The organism is Luteimonas salinilitoris (assembly GCF_041300785.1).
GTDB lineage: Bacteria > Pseudomonadota > Gammaproteobacteria > Xanthomonadales > Xanthomonadaceae > Luteimonas > Luteimonas salinilitoris.
The window spans coordinates 159,853-177,203 of record NZ_JBFWIB010000006.1; the positions used below are offsets into that span (position 1 = coordinate 159,853).

18 protein-coding genes are annotated in these 17,351 nt (G+C 71.7%); 10 read left to right on the top strand and 8 right to left on the bottom strand.

Going from position 1 to position 17,351, the window contains the following annotated elements:
* The first annotated feature begins 104 nt into the window (after window positions 1-104).
* The 3 genes from AB5T46_RS11685 (at window position 105) to AB5T46_RS11695 (ending at window position 2,125) form a co-directional block, all read left to right on the top strand.
* Window positions 105-593 carry a hypothetical protein gene (locus tag AB5T46_RS11685; RefSeq protein WP_370564131.1) on the top strand — a complete coding sequence of 163 codons (489 nt, stop codon included), beginning with the start codon at window positions 105-107 and terminating at the stop codon, window positions 591-593.
* A gap of 88 nt (window positions 594-681) precedes the next feature.
* A complete protein-coding gene (locus tag AB5T46_RS11690) occupies window positions 682-1,374 on the top strand; it encodes an NIPSNAP family protein (RefSeq protein WP_370564132.1) in 693 nt (230 codons plus the stop codon).
* 58 nt (window positions 1,375-1,432) lie between these two features.
* On the top strand, window positions 1,433-2,125 hold the full coding sequence (locus AB5T46_RS11695) for a helix-turn-helix transcriptional regulator (protein ID WP_370564133.1): 693 nt from the start codon (window positions 1,433-1,435) through the stop codon (window positions 2,123-2,125).
* A 209-nt stretch (window positions 2,126-2,334) separates the two neighbouring features.
* On the opposite strand, the gene AB5T46_RS11700 is transcribed toward AB5T46_RS11695, so the two are convergent.
* Both AB5T46_RS11700 and phhA read right to left on the bottom strand, forming a co-directional pair.
* The gene (locus tag AB5T46_RS11700) at window positions 2,335-4,449 is read right to left on the bottom strand and encodes a TonB-dependent receptor family protein (RefSeq protein WP_370564170.1); all 2,115 of its coding nucleotides are present in this window, start codon (window positions 4,447-4,449) and stop codon (window positions 2,335-2,337) included.
* Between the two features lie 257 nt (window positions 4,450-4,706).
* Entirely contained in the window at window positions 4,707-5,612 is a 906-nt protein-coding gene (gene phhA / locus AB5T46_RS11705; protein ID WP_370564134.1) for a phenylalanine 4-monooxygenase, read from the bottom strand.
* A 134-nt stretch (window positions 5,613-5,746) separates the two neighbouring features.
* On the opposite strand from phhA, the gene AB5T46_RS11710 reads away from it, so the two are divergent.
* Entirely contained in the window at window positions 5,747-6,220 is a 474-nt protein-coding gene (locus AB5T46_RS11710) for an Lrp/AsnC family transcriptional regulator (RefSeq protein WP_370564135.1), read from the top strand.
* A gap of 17 nt (window positions 6,221-6,237) precedes the next feature.
* Here AB5T46_RS11710 and AB5T46_RS11715 read toward each other — a convergent pair whose 3' ends face one another.
* Window positions 6,238-6,729, bottom strand: coding sequence for a CHRD domain-containing protein (locus AB5T46_RS11715; protein WP_370564136.1), 492 nt, complete (start codon window positions 6,727-6,729; stop codon window positions 6,238-6,240).
* 325 nt (window positions 6,730-7,054) lie between these two features.
* On the opposite strand from AB5T46_RS11715, the gene AB5T46_RS11720 reads away from it, so the two are divergent.
* Window positions 7,055-7,549, top strand: a complete 495-nt coding sequence (locus AB5T46_RS11720; RefSeq protein ID WP_370564137.1) for an arsinothricin resistance N-acetyltransferase ArsN1 family B — start codon at window positions 7,055-7,057, stop codon at window positions 7,547-7,549.
* 53 nt (window positions 7,550-7,602) lie between these two features.
* Here AB5T46_RS11720 and AB5T46_RS11725 read toward each other — a convergent pair whose 3' ends face one another.
* Entirely contained in the window at window positions 7,603-8,310 is a 708-nt protein-coding gene (locus AB5T46_RS11725) for an aspartate/glutamate racemase family protein (RefSeq protein WP_370564138.1), read from the bottom strand.
* 104 nt (window positions 8,311-8,414) lie between these two features.
* Here AB5T46_RS11725 and AB5T46_RS11730 point away from each other — a divergent pair, with 104 nt between their 5' ends.
* Window positions 8,415-8,720 carry a DUF6506 family protein gene (locus AB5T46_RS11730; RefSeq protein ID WP_370564139.1) on the top strand — a complete coding sequence of 102 codons (306 nt, stop codon included), beginning with the start codon at window positions 8,415-8,417 and terminating at the stop codon, window positions 8,718-8,720.
* A 99-nt stretch (window positions 8,721-8,819) separates the two neighbouring features.
* On the opposite strand, the gene AB5T46_RS11735 is transcribed toward AB5T46_RS11730, so the two are convergent.
* On the bottom strand, window positions 8,820-9,719 hold the full coding sequence (locus AB5T46_RS11735; protein WP_370564140.1) for a LysR substrate-binding domain-containing protein: 900 nt from the start codon (window positions 9,717-9,719) through the stop codon (window positions 8,820-8,822).
* 149 nt (window positions 9,720-9,868) lie between these two features.
* On the opposite strand from AB5T46_RS11735, the gene AB5T46_RS11740 reads away from it, so the two are divergent.
* Window positions 9,869-10,015 (top strand): hypothetical protein, encoded by a 147-nt coding sequence (locus AB5T46_RS11740; protein ID WP_370564141.1) that lies wholly within the window; start codon window positions 9,869-9,871, stop codon window positions 10,013-10,015.
* An 84-nt stretch (window positions 10,016-10,099) separates the two neighbouring features.
* On the opposite strand, the gene AB5T46_RS11745 is transcribed toward AB5T46_RS11740, so the two are convergent.
* The 3 genes from AB5T46_RS11745 to AB5T46_RS11755 all read right to left on the bottom strand — a co-directional run bounded on the left by AB5T46_RS11745 (window position 10,100) and on the right by AB5T46_RS11755 (window position 14,191).
* On the bottom strand, window positions 10,100-11,158 hold the full coding sequence (locus AB5T46_RS11745) for a patatin-like phospholipase family protein (RefSeq protein ID WP_370564142.1): 1,059 nt from the start codon (window positions 11,156-11,158) through the stop codon (window positions 10,100-10,102).
* A gap of 233 nt (window positions 11,159-11,391) precedes the next feature.
* Window positions 11,392-13,095, bottom strand: coding sequence for a M28 family metallopeptidase (locus AB5T46_RS11750; RefSeq protein ID WP_370564143.1), 1,704 nt, complete (start codon window positions 13,093-13,095; stop codon window positions 11,392-11,394).
* Window positions 13,096-13,114: 19 nt separating this feature from the next.
* Complete coding sequence (locus AB5T46_RS11755) at window positions 13,115-14,191, bottom strand: serine hydrolase domain-containing protein (RefSeq protein ID WP_370564144.1); 1,077 nt, start codon at window positions 14,189-14,191, stop codon at window positions 13,115-13,117.
* A gap of 92 nt (window positions 14,192-14,283) precedes the next feature.
* On the opposite strand from AB5T46_RS11755, the gene AB5T46_RS11760 reads away from it, so the two are divergent.
* The 3 genes from AB5T46_RS11760 to AB5T46_RS11770 are packed head-to-tail and all read left to right on the top strand — an operon-like array spanning window position 14,284 to window position 17,317.
* The gene (locus AB5T46_RS11760) at window positions 14,284-15,021 is read left to right on the top strand and encodes an ATP-binding cassette domain-containing protein (protein ID WP_370564145.1); all 738 of its coding nucleotides are present in this window, start codon (window positions 14,284-14,286) and stop codon (window positions 15,019-15,021) included.
* Window positions 15,018-16,520 carry an ABC transporter permease/substrate-binding protein gene (locus AB5T46_RS11765; RefSeq protein ID WP_370564146.1) on the top strand — a complete coding sequence of 501 codons (1,503 nt, stop codon included), beginning with the start codon at window positions 15,018-15,020 and terminating at the stop codon, window positions 16,518-16,520. Before AB5T46_RS11760 ends, AB5T46_RS11765 begins: the two co-directional genes overlap by 4 nt.
* 38 nt (window positions 16,521-16,558) lie before the next feature.
* Entirely contained in the window at window positions 16,559-17,317 is a 759-nt protein-coding gene (locus AB5T46_RS11770; protein ID WP_370564147.1) for a methyltransferase domain-containing protein, read from the top strand.
* The last annotated feature ends 34 nt before the right edge of the window (window positions 17,318-17,351 follow it).

Consider the following 17,351-nt stretch of genomic DNA (forward strand, 5'->3'; position numbering starts at 1 on the left):
GCCTCCCCCGGAACCGCCCGCATCGACGGGTGTCTCCCGTTGCGGATACCCCCGTGCCGGCCCCGCAGGCCCGGTGGCCTGGGACCATCGACGAGGAACACTTCATGCAAGCAGCGCACGACGACCGCGACGGTCGCCACGACTTCGATTTCCTGCACGGCCGCTGGCGAGTCCGCAACGAGCGACTCGGGACGCGCCTGGCCGGCGCACAGGACTGGGACCGCTTCGATGCGGAGCAGGTATGTCGGCCGGTGCTGCGCGGCCTGGGCAACGTCGACGAGTTCGTCAGCGACTGGGGCGGCGGCCTGCTCGGCATGACCCTGCGGCTGTTCGATCCGCAGGCGCGGCAATGGAGCCTGTACTGGGCCAGCAACCGCGACGGCATCCTGGAGGCGCCGGTCGTCGGCGGCTTCGAGCACGGCGTCGGCAGCTTCTACGGAATGGACCGGCACCAGGGCCGCACCGTGCTGGCGCGTTTCATCTGGAACGACATCACCGCCGACGGCGCGCACTGGCAGCAGGGCCTGTCCACCGACGGCGGCGCCAGCTGGGAAACCAACTGGCACATGTACTTCACGCGGTTGCCGGCATGACGCGCCGGCTGCAGGTCCGCAGCTGCCGTGGCGCCTGCGCCGCCGGACGTGGCGGCCACCGACGGCCTGCGGCCGCGGAGCGGCGGCCATGACAGGGCACGATGAAACGGCGACGAGGCTGCCCGTGGTGGTCGAGCTGCGCCGCTACACCCTGCACCCGGGGCGCCGCGATACGTTGATCGACCTGTTCGAGCGCGAACTGGTGACGCCGCAGGAAGCCTGCGGCATGCGCCTGCTCGGCCGTTTTCGCGATCTCGACGTGCCCGACCGCTTCGTGTGGCTGCGCGGCTTTCCCGGCATGGAGGCGCGGCGGCAGGCGCTGGCCGGCTTCTACGGCGGTCCGGCGTGGCGCCGCCATCGCGATGCGGCGAACGCGACCATGATCGATTCGGACGACGTGCTGCTGCTGCGGCCGGTCCTCGATCCGGCCGACGCGGACGCGACGGATGCCGGCGTGGCCGCGGGCGCGGAGGTGATCGGCGTGGTGTGCCGTTTCGACGCCCCGGTCGATCCGGCGGTGCCGCTGCATTTCCGGCAGCGGCTGTGGCCGCGGTTCGCGGCCGCCGGCGCCGCGCTGCTGGGCGTCTTCGCCAGCGAGTATGCGTCGAACGATTTTCCCGCCCTGCCCGTGCGCCAGGGGGAACACGTGTTCGCCTGGTTCGCCCGCGTGCCGGTGTGGGACGACGGCATGCGCGCGGCCTGGCATGCCGACGCACCGCCGCAGCGACCGCGCGAACGCGAGGTCATGCGCCTGCGGCCGACCGCGGGCTCGCCGTGGTGAGCCCGCGCCGTCCCATCGGCGGCTGGCCGCCGCCAAGGCCCTGCGCAATGATGTGCCGATGCGCCGCGCCGACCGACTGTTCCTGATCATCCATGCCCTGCGTGGCCGCCGTTCCGCGCTGCCGGCGCACCAGCTGTCCGCCACCCTCGGGGTGTCGGTCCGCACGGTGTACCGCGACATCGTCGACCTGCAGCTGTCGGGCGTGCCGATCGAGGGCGAGGCCGGCATCGGCTACGTGCTGCGCAAGGGCGCCGACATCCCGCCGCTGATGTTCGACGGCGACGAACTCGAGGCCCTGGTGACCGGCACGCGCTTCGTGCGCGCGTTCGGCGGTCCGCGGCTGGCGGCCGCGGCGCGCGCCGCGCTGCTCAAGATCGAGGCGGTGCTGCCGCCGGCGCTGCAGGCGCGCGCGCAGCGCACCCGCATCTACGCGCCCGCGCGCGGAGACCGGATCGAGGCCAGCGGCGTCATCGACCGCCTGCACGCCGCGATCGAGGCGCGGCAGGTGCTGGCGATCCGCTACTGCGACGGCGACGGCCGCAACAGCGAACGTGAAATCGAGCCGCTGTGCCTGGCGTTCTGGGGCGGCAGCTGGACGCTCGGCGCCTGGTGCCGGCTGCGCGCCGGATTCCGCAATTTCCGTCCGGACCGGATGGACGCGTTCGCCGGGACCGGGGAACGGTTCGACGACACGGCCGATCGCGGCCTGCAGGCCTACCTGCGTGCGGTCGGCAGCGACGGTTGGGTTTGAAGCCGAAGCCTTCGGCGGTGCCGCGCCAGGCAGCCCTGTCCGCCGCAGTGAAGAATGGGCCGTCGCCATGGGCGGTGTCAGTGAATCGCCCGCACCTGGAGTCAACGGGTGCGGTGTTGGTCCATCGTGAAGGGCTTGGCGATTGATTGACACCGCCCGTGGCGACGGGGCTTGTCTCGCCGCAACGAAGAAGGCTGCCTGGCGCGACTTCAGCGTGCCCAGGTCCACTCCGCGCCCAGCAGCCAGCCGCGATCGGCGCCGGGTTCGTAGAAGCGGCCGTTGCCCTCGTTGACGATCACCGAGCCGACGTAGGCGCGGTCGAGCAGTTTGTCGATGCGGGCGAAGGCGCGCAGCTCGCCGCTGCGGGTGCGCCAGCGGCGCGCGGCCTCGAGGTGCAGCAGGCCGTAGCCGGCGGCCGATTCGCTGCCCAGGTCGTTCACCGGCACGTCGCCGACCGCCTCGCCCTCGATCGCCGTGCTCCAGGCTTCACCGCGCCACTGCAGGCGCGCGAACAGCTGCCGTTCCGGCACGCCGGGGATGCGCGTGCCGGCCGGCACCTCGATCTCCGGCACGGTGCAGCCGACGCCCTGGCAGATCAGGTAGGCGTCGCGGAAGGTCGCGTCCAGCTGCGTGTACGCCAGCCGCAGGTCCCAGGCCTGGCCCAGCGGCGTGGCGAAGGCGGTCTCGAACCCCTGCCGCCGCGCGCGCCCGGCGTTGCGGAAGCTGCTGCGGCCGGCGACGTTGCGCGCCACCGCCAGCTCGTCGTCGGTGTCGGCCCGGAACAGCGCCGCCTCCCAGGTCGCGCCGCGCGCGTTGCGCCATTTCATGCCGAGCTCGACGTTGTCGCTGACCGCCGGGCGCAGCCCGAACGCGAGCCCGGCGCCGCCGTCGGCGCGGTAGGACATCTCGTTGAAGGTCGGGGTCTCGAAACCGCGGCCGGCCGACAGGTACACGCGCCAGTCCGCCTGCGGCGCGAAGGTCAGGCCGGCCACCGGCGCGGTATGGCGGAAGCGCACGCGGCCGCTGTCGTCGGGATTGGCGTCGGTGACGTAGCGGTCGCGCGATTCGAATTCGACCTCGCTGTGGCGCGCTCCCAGCAGCAGCGACCAGCGTTCGGCGAAGCGCCACCACGCCTGCGCGTAGGCGTCGGTGTTGTCGACGGCGTTGCGTTCGTCGCGGCGCGGCGCGCCCCGTACGCCGAGCGTCTCGCCGACGAAGTTCTCGAAGCCGCGGCGGTGCTGGCGCTGGCGATCGAGGTTGCCGCCGACGGTGAACTCGAACGGCCGCTCGGCGACCGCGCCCTGCCATGACCAGCGCGCGTCGAGGCCGTCGTAGCGGTTGTCCAGGTCGATCACCCCGCCCGAACTCAGCGGATTGCCCTGGGCGAAGTCCGGGATCGGCAGCACCTGCAGCACGTCGCGGCTGCCGCCGTAGGCCATCAGCCGCAGCGCCTGCGCCGCGCCCAGGCCGTGCTCGTAGGTCATGCCGGCCTGGTGCTGGCGTACCGTCTTGCGGGTATCGAAGAGGATCGCGTTGGCGACCGCCTGGCGCGGATCGGTGCGCACCTGCTCAGCCGTCAATCCCAGCGGATCGCGCGCCTCCGGCACGTCGACGTAGTTGAGCACCAGGTCCAGGCGCCGGCGCTCGCCGAGGTCGACGTCGAGCTTGAGGTTGGCGGTGTCGCGGCGCGCGGCGCTGTGGTCGCGCCAGCCGTCGGTGTCGTAGCGCGACAGCGCCAGGTTGTAGCCGATGCGCCCGCCGCCGCCGAGCAGTTGCGCGGCAGCCGAATACGTCGCGTCGCGGCCGACGGTCGCGCGTGCGCGCCAGGGATCGCCGGCCTCGCCGTCGGCGCTGTGGATCTGCACCACGCCGCCCGACGAATTGCCGTGCAGCGCCGAGAACGGCCCGCGGATCACCTCGATGCGGTCGCCGCCGGCGAGGCTGAAGTGCGACAGCTGGCCCTGGCCGTCCGGCATCGACGCCGGAATGCCGTCGGCGTACAGCCGCACCCCGCGCACGCCGAAGGTGGAGCGCGCGCCGAAGCCGCGGATCGACAGCTGCGTGTCCTGCGCCAGGTTCTGCCGGTCGCGCGCCAGCACCCCCGGTATGCCGCGCAGCACTTCCGACACGTCGGCACCGGCGCGGTTGCCGTCGTCGCGCAGCGAGATCGTCGCCGTGGACGCGGGCATGTCGAACGCCGGCACGCCGCGCAGGCGCGTGGCCTCCACCACCACCCGGTCGAGCGTGACGGCGTCGTTGGCGTCGGGATTCAGCGCGACGGCGCCCACAGGCAGGAGCGCACAGGCCAGGCAGACATTCAGCATCGACAAAGAGGGCTTCGGGGGGATCGGGTGTGCAGATTACAACGTGCGCAACGTGACCTGGCCCGGCCCTTGCGCTTGGCGCAAGGGCGTTCAGGCGTGCGCGAGCCGATGGCTCGCAAGCAGCACGCCTTCACCCCGGAGGGAGAAGGAAAATGCGTCTGCCGCCTTCAGGCGGCGCATGCTTTGATTGGCCCCTTTGAGGGGCTCACCTCTAAAGCTCCGGCTTTGCCGGGAATGCTCGCTACGGCGCGACGCCGTCAGACATCCGCATCCGTCGGCCAGCCTTCGCCGGTGCCGCGCTGGTACACCGTGTCGGTGTCGAGCACCTCGCCGGCGGGCAGCGAAGCCTGCCGCGACAGCCGCGCGTAGATCGGGGTGAAGTCCGGCTGCGTCGCCTGTATCAGCTGCTCGAAGCTGTCGATGACGAAGTAGGTCTTCTGGTAGCTGTCGATGCGATAGCGGGTGCGCATGATCCGCTCGAGGTCGAAGCCGATGCGGTTGGGCGCGGCGCTTTCCAGCGAATGGACCGACTCGGCCTTCGATGAGACGATGCCGCTGCCGTAGATGCGCAGCCCGCCGGCCTGCCCGCCCCCGCTCTGCTTGATCAGGCCGAACTCCACCGTGTACCAGTACAGCCGGGTCAGATTCTGCAGCGCATCGGCGCCGATGCCGTGCGCCTTCACCCCGCCCTTGCCGTACGCCTCCATGTAGTCGGCGAACACCGGGTTCATCAGCAGCGGCACGTGGCCGAACAGGTCGTGGAACAGGTCCGGCTCCTCGATGTAGTCGATCTGCTCCGGCTTGCGGATCCACCAGGTCACCGGGAAGCGGCGATTGGCCAGGTGGTCGAAGAAATCCAGTTCCGGCAGCAGCCCCTCCACGCCCATCAGCGTCCAGCCGGTGGCAGCGGCGAGCACCCGGTTGAGTTCGGAGAACTTCGGAATGCGGTCGGCCGACATGCCCATCGCATCCTGCGCGGCCAGGAACTCGTCGCAGGCGCGGCCCGGCAGGATCTCGCGCTGGCGCGCGTACAGCGTCGACCAGGTGGCGTGGTCGTCGTCGCTGTAGTCGTCCCAGGGCTGCTCGACGATGCCGGTGGCGTACACCGGCACCTTGCCCTTGTCGGTGTGCAGGTTCTCGACGCGGCGTGGCTGGGTGCTCATGACGGGGGCTCCACGGCTGGTTGGGACTATTTCCGACTGTAGCGCCGGTGCCGCGCAAGGAGATTGCGTTGTTGCGGGAAAACCCGGCCGGTGCGCAGTATTATTGCGAGAAACACCGGAAAGGCGGCAGAACCATGCAGATTCCAGACCTAGACCGCACAGACCTGCAGCTTCTGGCCGAATTGCAGCGCGCCGGGCGCCTCACCAATGCCGAGCTGGCCGAGCGGGTGCACTTGTCGGCCTCGGCCTGCCTGCGCCGGGTGCAGCGGCTCGAGCGCAGCGGCGTGATCGCCGGCTACCGCGCCGAGGTCGACCCCGAGCGCGTCGGCCTCGGCCTGCAGGCCTTCGTCCGCGTGCAGCTGGAAAAGCACGATGCCGACCACGTCGGCCGCTTCACCGCGGCCGTGCACGGCTGGGACGAGGTGGTCGCCTGCCACGCCCTGACCGGCGACATGGACTACCTGCTGCACGTGATGGTGCAGGACCTGGACCACTTCTCCCGCTTCCTGCTCGACCGCCTGCTCAACGCCAGCGGCGTGGCCGACGTGAACTCCAGCTTCGTGCTGCGCACGGTCAAGGCGTTCGGCGGCGTGCCGCTGCCGCCGTAGGCGGTGCGGAGCGCTCTTCAGCGCCGGGTCTGGCCGCGCAACTCGCCGCCCGGATAGGCCGTGGTATGGATGTTGACGTAGGCGACGCCGTGGCGGATCGCCTCGAGCAGCTGCTCGAAGTCGCCGGCCGCGACGCCCTGGCCGGCCGGCCCGACCACGTCGCCGGCCGCGAGCGTGCCGGTCACGATGCCCGGTGCGGCCGGGCACGGCGGCGCGGTCGCCGAATTGCCGAGATTGCTGCACAGGAACACCATCACGCCGCCGTTGACGCCTTTCTGGCCCAGATGGATATGCGCCTGGGTGACCTCGCTGCCGGTGTCGCGGTAGCTGAGCGCGTAGCGGATGACGCCGGCGCGGCGATCGACGAATGCGCGGAACATGCCGCTGCCCGGCGACGAGAGCGCCGCGACCTCCTGGTAGCCGCTGAGGGGAACATGCAGGGTTTGCGCGAAGGCCGACAGCGGCAGGACGGCGGCGGCGAGCAACAGGGTTCGGATCAGGGATTTCATCGCAATGGCTCCGGAGAGGATCGGGCGACGGGCCGTCGATGGGTGCCACAGCGCGCGCCGGTTCAGCGGCGGAGCCGGAGGACACGGAATCCCCGCCCCGCGCCAGCGCGAATCTGCGCCAGCTTGCATCAATGCGCGGTGAAGCCGGGTCCGGCGGCGCATGCGTGGAGCGTGGTCGAGTTTTCCGCGCTGCCGGTCCGCTGGCGTGCCGAACGGCGTCTGTCGCAAGCGGACAGGCGGCCGCATCGGCAGACCGTCGCCGCGCCGCGTGTAATCGGGTTCAATAGGCGCCGGCGCGTTCCGCGCCGCCGTCCCGCCGGTTCCAATGCACCCCGTCATCCGCCCCGCGGCGCCCGGCGATGCCGACGCGATCGCGCGCATCTACAACCACTACGTCGCCGACACCTGCGTCACCTTCGAGACGGAGGAGGTTTTCGCGGCGGAAATGGCGCAGCGCATCACCGATACGCTGGAGATGCCGCTGCCCTGGCTGGTGGCCGAAGCGGACGGCGCGATCGCCGGCTACGCGTACGCGGCGAAATGGAAGGGACGTTGCGCGTACCGCTACTCGGTCGAGACCACCGTCTATCTCGATCCCATGTGCACCGGCCGTGGGCTCGGCCTGCCCCTGTACGCCGCATTGATCGACGCGGTGAAGACGCTGGGCATGCGCGCGGCCATCGGCGGCATCGCATTGCCGAACGCACCGAGCATCACGCTGCACGAGCGGCTCGGGTTCCGCAAGGTCGGGCATTTCGAGCAGGTCGGGTTCAAGCAGGATCGTTGGATCGATGTCGGGTATTGGCAGCGGCTGCTTTGAGGGGCATTGAATCCGGTCATCCGTGCATCGGCGGCCGACGCGTCGCGCGCACGTCAGGGATCGCCATGCACCCCGAGCGACGCCAATGCCGCCGCGCGCGCGTGCAGGGCGGTGGTGTCGAACAACGGCACGTCGGCATCGCCGTCGCCGACCAGCAGGCAGATCTCGGTGCAGCCGAGCACGATGCATTCGGCGCCGTCGTCGACCAGCCGCGCGATGATCCGCCGGTAGGCCTCGCGCGACGCATCGCGCACCACGCCCAGGCAGAGCTCCTCGTAGATCACCCGGTGCACGCGCTCGCGCGCGGCGGCATCGGGGACGCGCACGTCCAGGCCATGGCGTTCGGCCAGTCGCCGGCGATAGAACGCCTGCTCCATGGTGAAGCGCGTCGCCAGCAGGCCGACACGGGTGAAGCCGGCGGCGCGGATCGCCGCGCCGGTCGGGTCGGCGATGTGCAGCAGCGGCAGGCCGGCATCGGCCTCGATCGCGTCGGCGACCTTGTGCATGGTGTTGGTGCACAGCACCAGCCGTTCGGCGCCACCGTCGCGCAGCGCGCGCGCCGCTGCACCGAGTACGCGCCCGGCGCCGTCCCAGTCGCCGGCATGCTGCAGGCGCTCGATCCCGGCGAAATCGACGCTGTACAGCAGCAACCGTGCCGAGTGCAGCCCGCCCAGGCGCTCGCGCACCGTCTCGTTGATCAGGCGGTAGTAGAGGGCGGTCGATTCCCAGCTCATGCCGCCGAGCAGGCCGATGGTTTCCATGCGGGCAGTATAGGAATCGGCGGCCCCGGCAGCCGCAGCAAGCGGAAGTGCCGGCATCCCCGGCACCGTCTGCGATCATCGTCGAAACGACTGCGGAGGACGGCATGATCAGCTGGGCATTCATCTTCGAGGCGCCGGGGACCGATCCGGCGGTGGATCGCATGGTGATCGAGCGTGGCGGCCTGCGCTCGACGGTCGTCGCGGTGCCGGAGCCGTCGATGGCGCCACGGGTCGCCGCCGACCTGGTGGCCGGCGGCGTGCAGTTCATCGAGCTGTGCGGAGGTTTCGAGCCGGAGTGGGCGGGGAAGGTGATCGAGGCGACCGGCGGACGCGTGCCGGTCGGCACGGTCGGGTACGCGGGCGGGGCGTCGGTCGCGCGGCTGGCGGAAATCTTCGCGCCGGAAACGTGATGCGCATGCTGGCGAGCGGCCATGGGCGAACGTCTGCGAGGATCGTGGATGATGCGCCGTGGCTGGTGCGCGGCTGGTGACGGTGTTCGGTCCGCCGCGCTAGCGGCGCAGTTCGCGGAAGGCGCGCCGCACCACCTCGGCCAGCGCATCGACCGCCGGTGCGCGGGCACCGACCAGCATCACGATCTGATACTCGCCCAACGGCGGCAGGCCGGCGCGCGCGGGCACCGCCTGCAGCGGTGCCCGCACCAGGCTGCGCGGGAACGGCGCCACCGCCAGGTCGGCCAGCATCGCCGCCTGCTGGCCGCCGCAGTGTTCCGAGCTGTAGGCGATGCGGTAGTCGCGGCCGTCGCGGTCGAGCGCGGCCAGCGCGGTGCGGCGCCAGACGCAGCCCTGCCCGGCCAGCGCGAGCGGCAGCGGCGCGCGCGCGACCGCATCGCCATCGCGGCGCTGCGCCCACAGCAGCGGCTCGGTGTGCACGGTTTCGCCGCGGCCGGCGTCATGATCGTCGTTGCCGGCGGTGACCAGTGCGAGGTCCAGCGTGCCAGCGTCCAGCTGCGCGGCCAGGTCGCTGCTGCGGCCGAGCGCCATCTCCACGTCCACCGTGGGGTGGGTGCGCGCGAACTGCCCCAGCGCCGCCGGCAGGATGCGGCTGCCGACATCGTCGGATGTGCCGATGCGCACGCGGCCGCTGAGGGCCGGCGCCCGGAAGCGCGCCACCGTTTCCCCGTTGAGCTGCAGCAACCGCCGCGCATCGCCCAGCAGCGCCTCGCCTTCGGGCGTCAGCCGCACCCGGCGCGCTTCGCGCACGAACAGCGTCCGCCCGAGCGCCTGCTCCAGGCGCTTGATCTTCATGCTCACCGCCGAGGGCGTGCGGAACACGCGCTGCGCGCCGCGGGTGAAGCTGGCGGTCTCGGCGATGGCGACGAAGGTCTGCAGGGCGTCGGTTTCGAGTAGTGGCGGCGCGGCGGCCGCGCCGGGGGTGATGTCGGAGGGCATAAGATCTTTCAATTAAATTGAACGCTCAATGTAAATGTTTTCGTTTGAATGAACAAACGATCGGGTGCATCGTCGTCCCCGAGATCGCGATCTCCTCGCCCCTGTCGGGGTCGTCCCGCCGCCAGCCGGCGATCACGAGGAGAACTCTCATGTGCCGCAATCCATCCATCCGCCGCTCGACGTCCGACCCCGCGCGCGCCGTGCCGCCGCATCGCCGCGGGCCCTACACGCCTGCCGCATGGCCGGGCGAGACGGTCCTCGCCATCGCGCGGCTGCTGCGGGCGCTGATGCGCTGAGCATGTGGCGGTCCGGAGGCTTCGTCGCGGACGCCATCGGCGGATGCATCCGGGCGCATCGGGCGCGGGAAACGCGCCAGCCGGCTAGCGACGTGCGTCGTTCCGGCCTTGGGATCGCGTGCAGGCAGCGACGTCCTTGCGGAACGGATTCAAGGCGTGGATCCAGCCTGCATCGCAGGCTTCCGCCGGTTCCACCGGCCTCGGCGCCAGCGCCGCGGCGCGCTGCGCCTCGAGCTCCGCGATCCTGGCGCGGATCCGCGGCAGCGCCGCCAGCGCCGCGCGTTCGCCCTGCAGGATCGCGGCGCTGCGCCGGGCGAAATCGGCCGGGCCGATGTCGTTGATCTCGGGCCGGATCACCACGTCGGCGCGGCCCAGTTCCTGTGCGCCGACGCCCCGGCCCATGATCGCGATCGACTGGTTGACGATGCCCAGCATGTCCTCCGGCGCGGTGCCGCTGGCCTTGGTGGAGATGTCGACCGCGATCACCAGGTCGGCGCCGAGCTGGCGCGCGGCATCCACCGGCACCGGGCTGACCACGCCGCCGTCGACATAGCTGTGACCGCCGATCCGCGCCGGCTCGAACACGCCCGGCACGCTGCTTGAGGCGCGCACCGCCTGGCCGGTGTTGCCGCGGGTGAAGACCACGCGCTCGCCGCTGTCCAGCCGTGCCGACACCGCGGCGAACGGCAGCTTCAGGCGCTCGATCGGGCGGCTGTCGACCTGTGCGTTGACGTAGTCCTGAAGTTTCTGCCCCTGCACCAGCCCGCCGGAGAACAGGCGCACGTCGCGGATCTTCGCCTCGTCCAGCGCCACGGCCCGCTCCTGCAGCGCGAACGCGTCCATGCCGCTGGCGTAGAGCGCGCCGACCACGCTGCCGGCGCTGGTGCCGGCGACCACGGCCGGCTCGATGCCGTTGGCCTCGAGCATCTTGATCACGCCGATGTGGGCGAAACCCTTGGCCGCGCCGCCGCCCAGCGCCAGGCCGATGCGCACCGGCGGCGGTGCCGGGGCGGGCGTGACGACCGGCTCGGGCGCCGGCGGCGACGGCCGCGTCTCGCGTCCGCCGCAGGCGGCCAGCAGCGCGGCGAGCGACAGCAGCCAGAACGGACGCAGCATGCAGGTTGGCGGAAGCGGTGCGGACATGGGGCGGGCGCGGTGGCGCGGTGAATTGGGCCGCCAGCATAGCGGGAGCCGCCTTGATGACAGGCTGAACGGCAGTGCGGCGGCCGGGGCTCTTCGTAGGAGCGCGCCATGCGCGCGATGCCGCGGGTGCCGGCAGGATCCGGTGGATGCCGCGATTCTGGACCGGCAGGCGCGCCGGTCACCGGAATTCGCGGGCGGCGAAACACCCGCGGTATCGCGCGCATGGCGCGCTCCTACGGATCGTCGCGGGCGAAGCGCTCGCCGAAGAAGTCGCCGTCGTTCCAGCGCGGCCGCTCGTCGGCATCGCCGACGCGGGTCGCGACCGCCGCGCTCAGCCGCGCCAGCCGCGCGGCGTCGTCGTACTGGATCGGCTGCGAGGCGTCGTCGCAGGGCCGGTGATAGCAGTTGCGCAGGAAATACGCGAGCGCGAGCTTGGGTTCGCGCTCGCCGTCTGCGGAAATGGTGCCGCCGTCGAGGTACAGCGCCGGAATGCCGGCACGCACGAAGGCATACTGGTCGCTGCGCACGAACACGACCTCCTCAGGGAACGGGTCGGGCGAGAGCTTCACGTCCAGTTCCGCCGCGGCTGCTTCCGCCGCCTGCCGCAGCGTCGAATGCTCGATGCCGATCGCCACCACGTCGGTGCTCGGCGCGGTCAGCACCGGCATGTCCAGGTTGAGGTTGGCGACCAGGCTCCCGCGCGGCACCGTGGGGTGGGTGACGAACCACTGCGCGCCCAACAAGCCCTGTTCCTCGGCGGTCAGCGCGGCGAACAGCTGCGTGCGGCGCGGCGCGGTGTCGGCTGCGACCAGGGTGCGCGCCGTCTCGAGCATGATCGACACGCCCAGTGCGTTGTCGAGCGCGCCGTTGTAGATCGTATCCCCGTCGGCATCGGCGCCGCCGATGCCGACATGGTCGAGGTGCGCGGTGTGCACCACGTGCTCGCCGGCGAGCTTCGGATCGCGGCCGGGCAGCTTCGCCAGCACGTTGCGCGATTCGATCGGTTCGGCCTGCGTGCGCCCGGCGATCAGCAGCGTGCCCTGCAGCGGGAAACCGCGCAGGGTGCCGGCGCGCGCCGCGGCGAACAGCTCGGCGGCGTTGCGCTCGCCGTCGGCGAAGACCAGGTCCGCGGCGGCGGCGCTGACCGCGGCGACGCCCTGCAGCTGCGGGAAGGTGTCGAGCGGCGCACCGTCGCCGCCGCGCAGCCGCATCGCCGGCTTGTTCCAACCGGCGCGCTGGCGCGCCCACGGCACCCGCGCCTCGAATTCCGGCGTCGACACGAACACCGCGCCGACCGCGCCGCGCGTGGCCAGCGCCTGCAGCTTCTCGCGCTGCGACGAGTGGAAGGCGCGGCGGTGGTCGTCGAAGCGCTCCGGCGCGCCCGGCAGCAGCACCGCGATGCGCCCGCGCAGGTCGAGCCCGGCGAAATCGTCATGGTCCAGGTCCGGTGCGTGGATCGCGTGGCCGACGAACACCGCCGGCGCCTCCACCATGTGCGAGGGCGCATCGAAGTTGGCCCACGGCAGGAACTGCTCGCCGAAACGCAGCTCGATGGTGCGCCCGCCGCGCTCCACCGTCAGCCGCGCGCCGTCCTGCTGCACCGTCGCCTTGAGCAGCGGCACCCGCTGGAAATAGCCGCCGTCCTCGCCGGTCGGCTGCAGGCCGGCGTCGGCGAAGCGCGCGGCGACGTAGCCGGCGGCGAGGTCGTAGCCGCGGGTGCCGGTCTCGCGGCCTTCCATCGCGTCGTCGGCCAGGCGCCGCAGGTCGACCTCGATGCGCTGCGCGGCGGGATCGGACGACTGCGGCACCGCATCGGGCAGCGAAGCGTCGTCGGCGGGGGCCTCGGCGGATGGATCCGGTCGCGAGCAGCGCCACGCGGCGAAGGTGACGGCGGCGAGCACGGCGAGGACCAGGACGATGCGGAGCGTTCGGGACATGGCTAGGGCCTGTTAACGCTTATGGAGCATGCCGCGCCGGGCCTGCGGGCCACAGGTCCGCGATCGCGCGCGCGGTCGCGTAGGGCTCGGGATGGTTGCGGTTGCTCAGCACGACCACCGTCAGGCGCTCGCGCGGGAAACGCAGGATGACGTTGCGGAAACCGATCGTCTCGCCGGAGTGCCACAGCTGGTCGCCGTGCAGGCGCCAGCCGTAGCCGTAGGCGTCGACGTCGTCCTCGCCGGTGGGCGTGGTGGTCTGCGACGCGAACGCCAGCGCGCGCGAGGCGTCCGACAGCAGGCGGTCGTCGTACAGCGCCGCGTCCCATTTCGCCAGGTCGTCGATCGAGCTGTAGATGCCACCGTCGCCGAGCACGGCGCTGGTCGGGCTCTGGTCGCTGCGCGTCCATTCGCCGTCGACGCGGCTGTAGCCGTAGGCACGGTCGGCGACGGTGGACACGCCGTCCTCGAACGCCACCGTTCGCGCCATCCCCAGCGGCAGGAAGATGCGCTCGCGCAGGAAGCCGGCGAAGTCCGAACCAGAGGCCTCGCCGACGATCAGCGCCAGCAGTGCGTAGGCGCTGTTGCTGTAGCGGTACTGCGTGCCCGGCGCGAAGTACAGGCGATCGTGCGGTTCCAGCAACGCCAGCACGTCGGCGTCGCGCAGCTGTCCGTCGATCGCCTCCGGCATCACCTCCTCGTAGTCGATCAGCCCCGAGGTATGGCTGAGCAGGTGGTGCAGGGTGACCGGTTCGGCGGCCGCGGGCAGGGTCGGCAACCATTTGCGCAGCGGATCGTCCAGGCGCAGGCGGCCGTCCTCGGCCAGCAGCAGGATCGCGGCGGCGGTGAACTGCTTGGTGAGCGAGGCCAGCCGGAAGTTGCTCGCCGGCGTCACCGGCACGCCGGCCTCCAGGTTCGCCAGGCCGTAGCCGCGGCGGACGACCGCGTCGCCGTCGTGCAGCACCAGCACCGCGGCGCCCGGAACGCCACCGCTGTAATCGCGCATCAGCGCATCGACGTTCGCCTGCATCGGGTCTCCATGGGCCGCGCCGGCGCCGGGCAGCAGGAGGCATGCAGCAATGGCGGCGAGGACGCGCATCGGGCCGATTCTAGTGCACGCACCGTGCCTGCGCGGCCTGCGCGCCGCGTGCCCACCTGCGGGCGGTCATGCCGCTGCGTTATGGTGGGCGGATGTTCGAGCTCCGCCATGTCAGCCGGCGCTACGGCAGCAGCATCGCGCTCGAGGACGTCGACCTGCGCGTCGAGGCCGGCCGCAGCACCGCGCTGATCGGGCCGAGCGGCGCCGGCAAGTCCACCGTGCTGCGCATGCTGATCGGACTGGAGTGGCCGGATTCGGGCACGGTGCTGTTCCGCGGCGAGCCGCTGCGGCGCGCCGCGCTGCTGGAGCAGCGGCGCCGGGTCGGCTACGTGATCCAGGAGGGCGGGCTGTTCCCGCACCTCACCGCGGCCGGCAACGTGGCGCTGCTGGCACGCACGCTGGGCTGGAACCGGGCGCGCATCGATGCGCGCATGCGGGACCTGGCCGAACTGTGCCAACTGCCCGATGACGCGCTGCGGCGCTATCCGGCCGAACTGTCCGGCGGCCAGCGCCAGCGCGTCGGCCTGATCCGCGCGCTGATGCTCGACCCCGAGGTGCTGCTGCTCGACGAGCCGCTGGCCGCGCTCGACCCGATCATCCGCCACGAGCTGCAGGCGCAGATGCGCGAACTGTTCGCGACCCTGGACAAGACCGTGGTGCTGGTCACCCATGACGTCGCCGAGGCCGCGTACCTGGCCGACACCCTGGTGCTGCTGCGCGTCGGCCGCGTGGTGCAGCAGGGCACCGCGCGCGAGCTGTTGCAGGCGCCGGCCGAGCCCTTCGTGCATGCGTTCATGACCGCGCAGCGCAGCCTGGAACCGCAACCGTGATCCGGCGGCTGCTGGCGCCGTTGCTGTTGCTGTGCGCCGCCGCGGGCGTGTCCGCGCAGGCGCCGGACGCCGCGGCGCCCGCGAGCGCCACGAGCGCCACCATTGGTTCGAAGAATTTCACCGAGTCGGTGGTGCTGGGAGAGATCGGCGCCGGCCTCGGCCGGCAGTCGGACACCGCGGTGCGGCACCGTCGCCAGCTTGGCGGCACCCGCATCGTCTGGCGTGCGCTGCTGGGCGGCGAGATCGACGCCTATCCCGAGTACACCGGCACCCTGGCGCAGGAGCTGCTGCGCCTGCCCGATGCCGACATCGACGCGCTGCGCGCCGAGCTGCGGCGGCGCGGCATTCGCATGACCGCGCCGCTGGGCTTCGACAACAGCTACGCGCTGGGCATGCGCGCCGCGCATGCGCGCGAGCTCGGCATCCGCAGCATCGGCGACCTGCGCGACCACCCGGGGTTGCGCTTCGGCTTCGGCAACGAGTTCATGCAGCGCGCCGACGGCTGGCCCGGACTGCGCGCCGCCTACCGACTGCCGCAGTCCGCCGACGGGCTCGACCACGACCTCGCCTACCGCGGCCTGGCCAACGGCGCGATCGACGTCACCGACCTGTACCGCACCGACGCCGAGATCCCGTACTACGACATCGTCGTGCTGGAGGACGACCGCGGTTTCTTCCCCGGCTACGAGGTGGTGTTCCTGTACCGCGAAGATCTGGTGCAGCGCGCGCCGCGCTGGGTCGAGGCGCTGGAAGGGATGGCCGGGCGCATCGACGCGACGACCATGCAGCGCCTCAACGCGCGGGTGAAACTGGACGGCGAGGCCGAGTCCGCGGTCGCCGCCGACTGGCTCGGCATCGATGCGCCGCAGGGGGTCGGCCGCTGGCCGCGATTGTGGCAGCGCACCCGCGAGCACCTGGCGCTGGTCGGCATCTCGCTGGGCCTGGCGCTGCTGGTGGCGCTGCCGCTCGGGGTGTTCGCGGCGCGGCGCCCGCGCGCCGGGCAGGTGGTGCTCACGCTGACCGGCCTGCTGCAGACGCTGCCGTCGCTGGCGGTGTTCGTCTTCATGATTCCGTTGTTCGGCATCGGCGCCTGGCCGGCGATCGCGGCGTTGTTCCTTTACAGCCTGCTGCCGATCGTGCGCAACACCCATGCCGGCCTGACCGGCATTCCGCGCGACCTGCGCGAGACCGCGGCAGCGATCGGGCTGCGGCCGTCGACGCGGCTGTGGCGGATCGAGCTGCCGCTGGCGCTGCGCACCATCCTGGCGGGGATCAAGACCGCGGCGGTGATCAATGTCGGCACCGCCACGCTCGGCGCCCTGATCGGCGCCGGCGGCTACGGCCAGTCGATCCTCGCCGGCATCCGGCTCGACGACATCGGCCTGATCCTGGAGGGCGCGGTGCCGGCGGCGCTGCTGGCGCTGATCGCGCAGGGGGCATTCGAGCTGGTCGAGCGCGCGCTGACGCCGCGCGGCCTGCGGCTGGCGGCACGCCGGTAGCCCCGACGCACCCATACCGACCACGACGAGGAGTCCGCATGACGAAGATCCCGCGCCACCGCATCCGCCTGCCGCAGCTCGATTTCAGCCGCGAACGCGAGAGCGACGTCTACTTCGTCCTCGACCACGAGGACGGCCGCGCCGAACACGTCCGCTTCCACGACTACGACCGGATCTACAGCCTGCCCGGCCTGTACGAGCAGATCTTCTACGAGCGGCTCAAGTGCGACTCGCCGCGGTTCCTGGCGCTGCGCATGCGCGAGGTGCTGGCGGCGGCCGGCGACGACCTCAACCGCCAGCGCGTGCTCGATTTCGGCGCCGGCAACGGCATGATGGGCGAGGAGCTGGCGCACTACGGCGTCTCGCGGCTGGTCGGCGCGGACATCTCCACCGCCGCCAGGGACGCGCTGTGGCGCGACCGCCCCGGCGTCTACGACGCCTACTACGTCGGCGACCTCAGCCGCCACGACGACGAACTGATGACCTCGCTCGGCGGCTGGGATTTCAACTGCCTGACCACCATCGCCGCGCTCGGCTACGACGACATCCCGGTGGCGGCGTTCCATCGCGCGTTCAACCTGATCGCCGACGGCGGCTGGATCGCGTTCAACATCAAGGAGACATTCCTCGGCCAGTCGGACGAGAGCGGCCTGGCGCTGTTCATCAAGCGCCTGGTGGCCGCGGAGTTCCTGCAGCTCTACCACCTCGAGCGCTACCGCCACCGCATCTCGATCGAGGGCAACCCGTTGCACTACTGCGCGGTGATCGGCCGCAAGCTGGCGGCGATGCCCGACTAGCGTGTGCGTTCGCGGCGCCTCCCTGTGGGAGGGG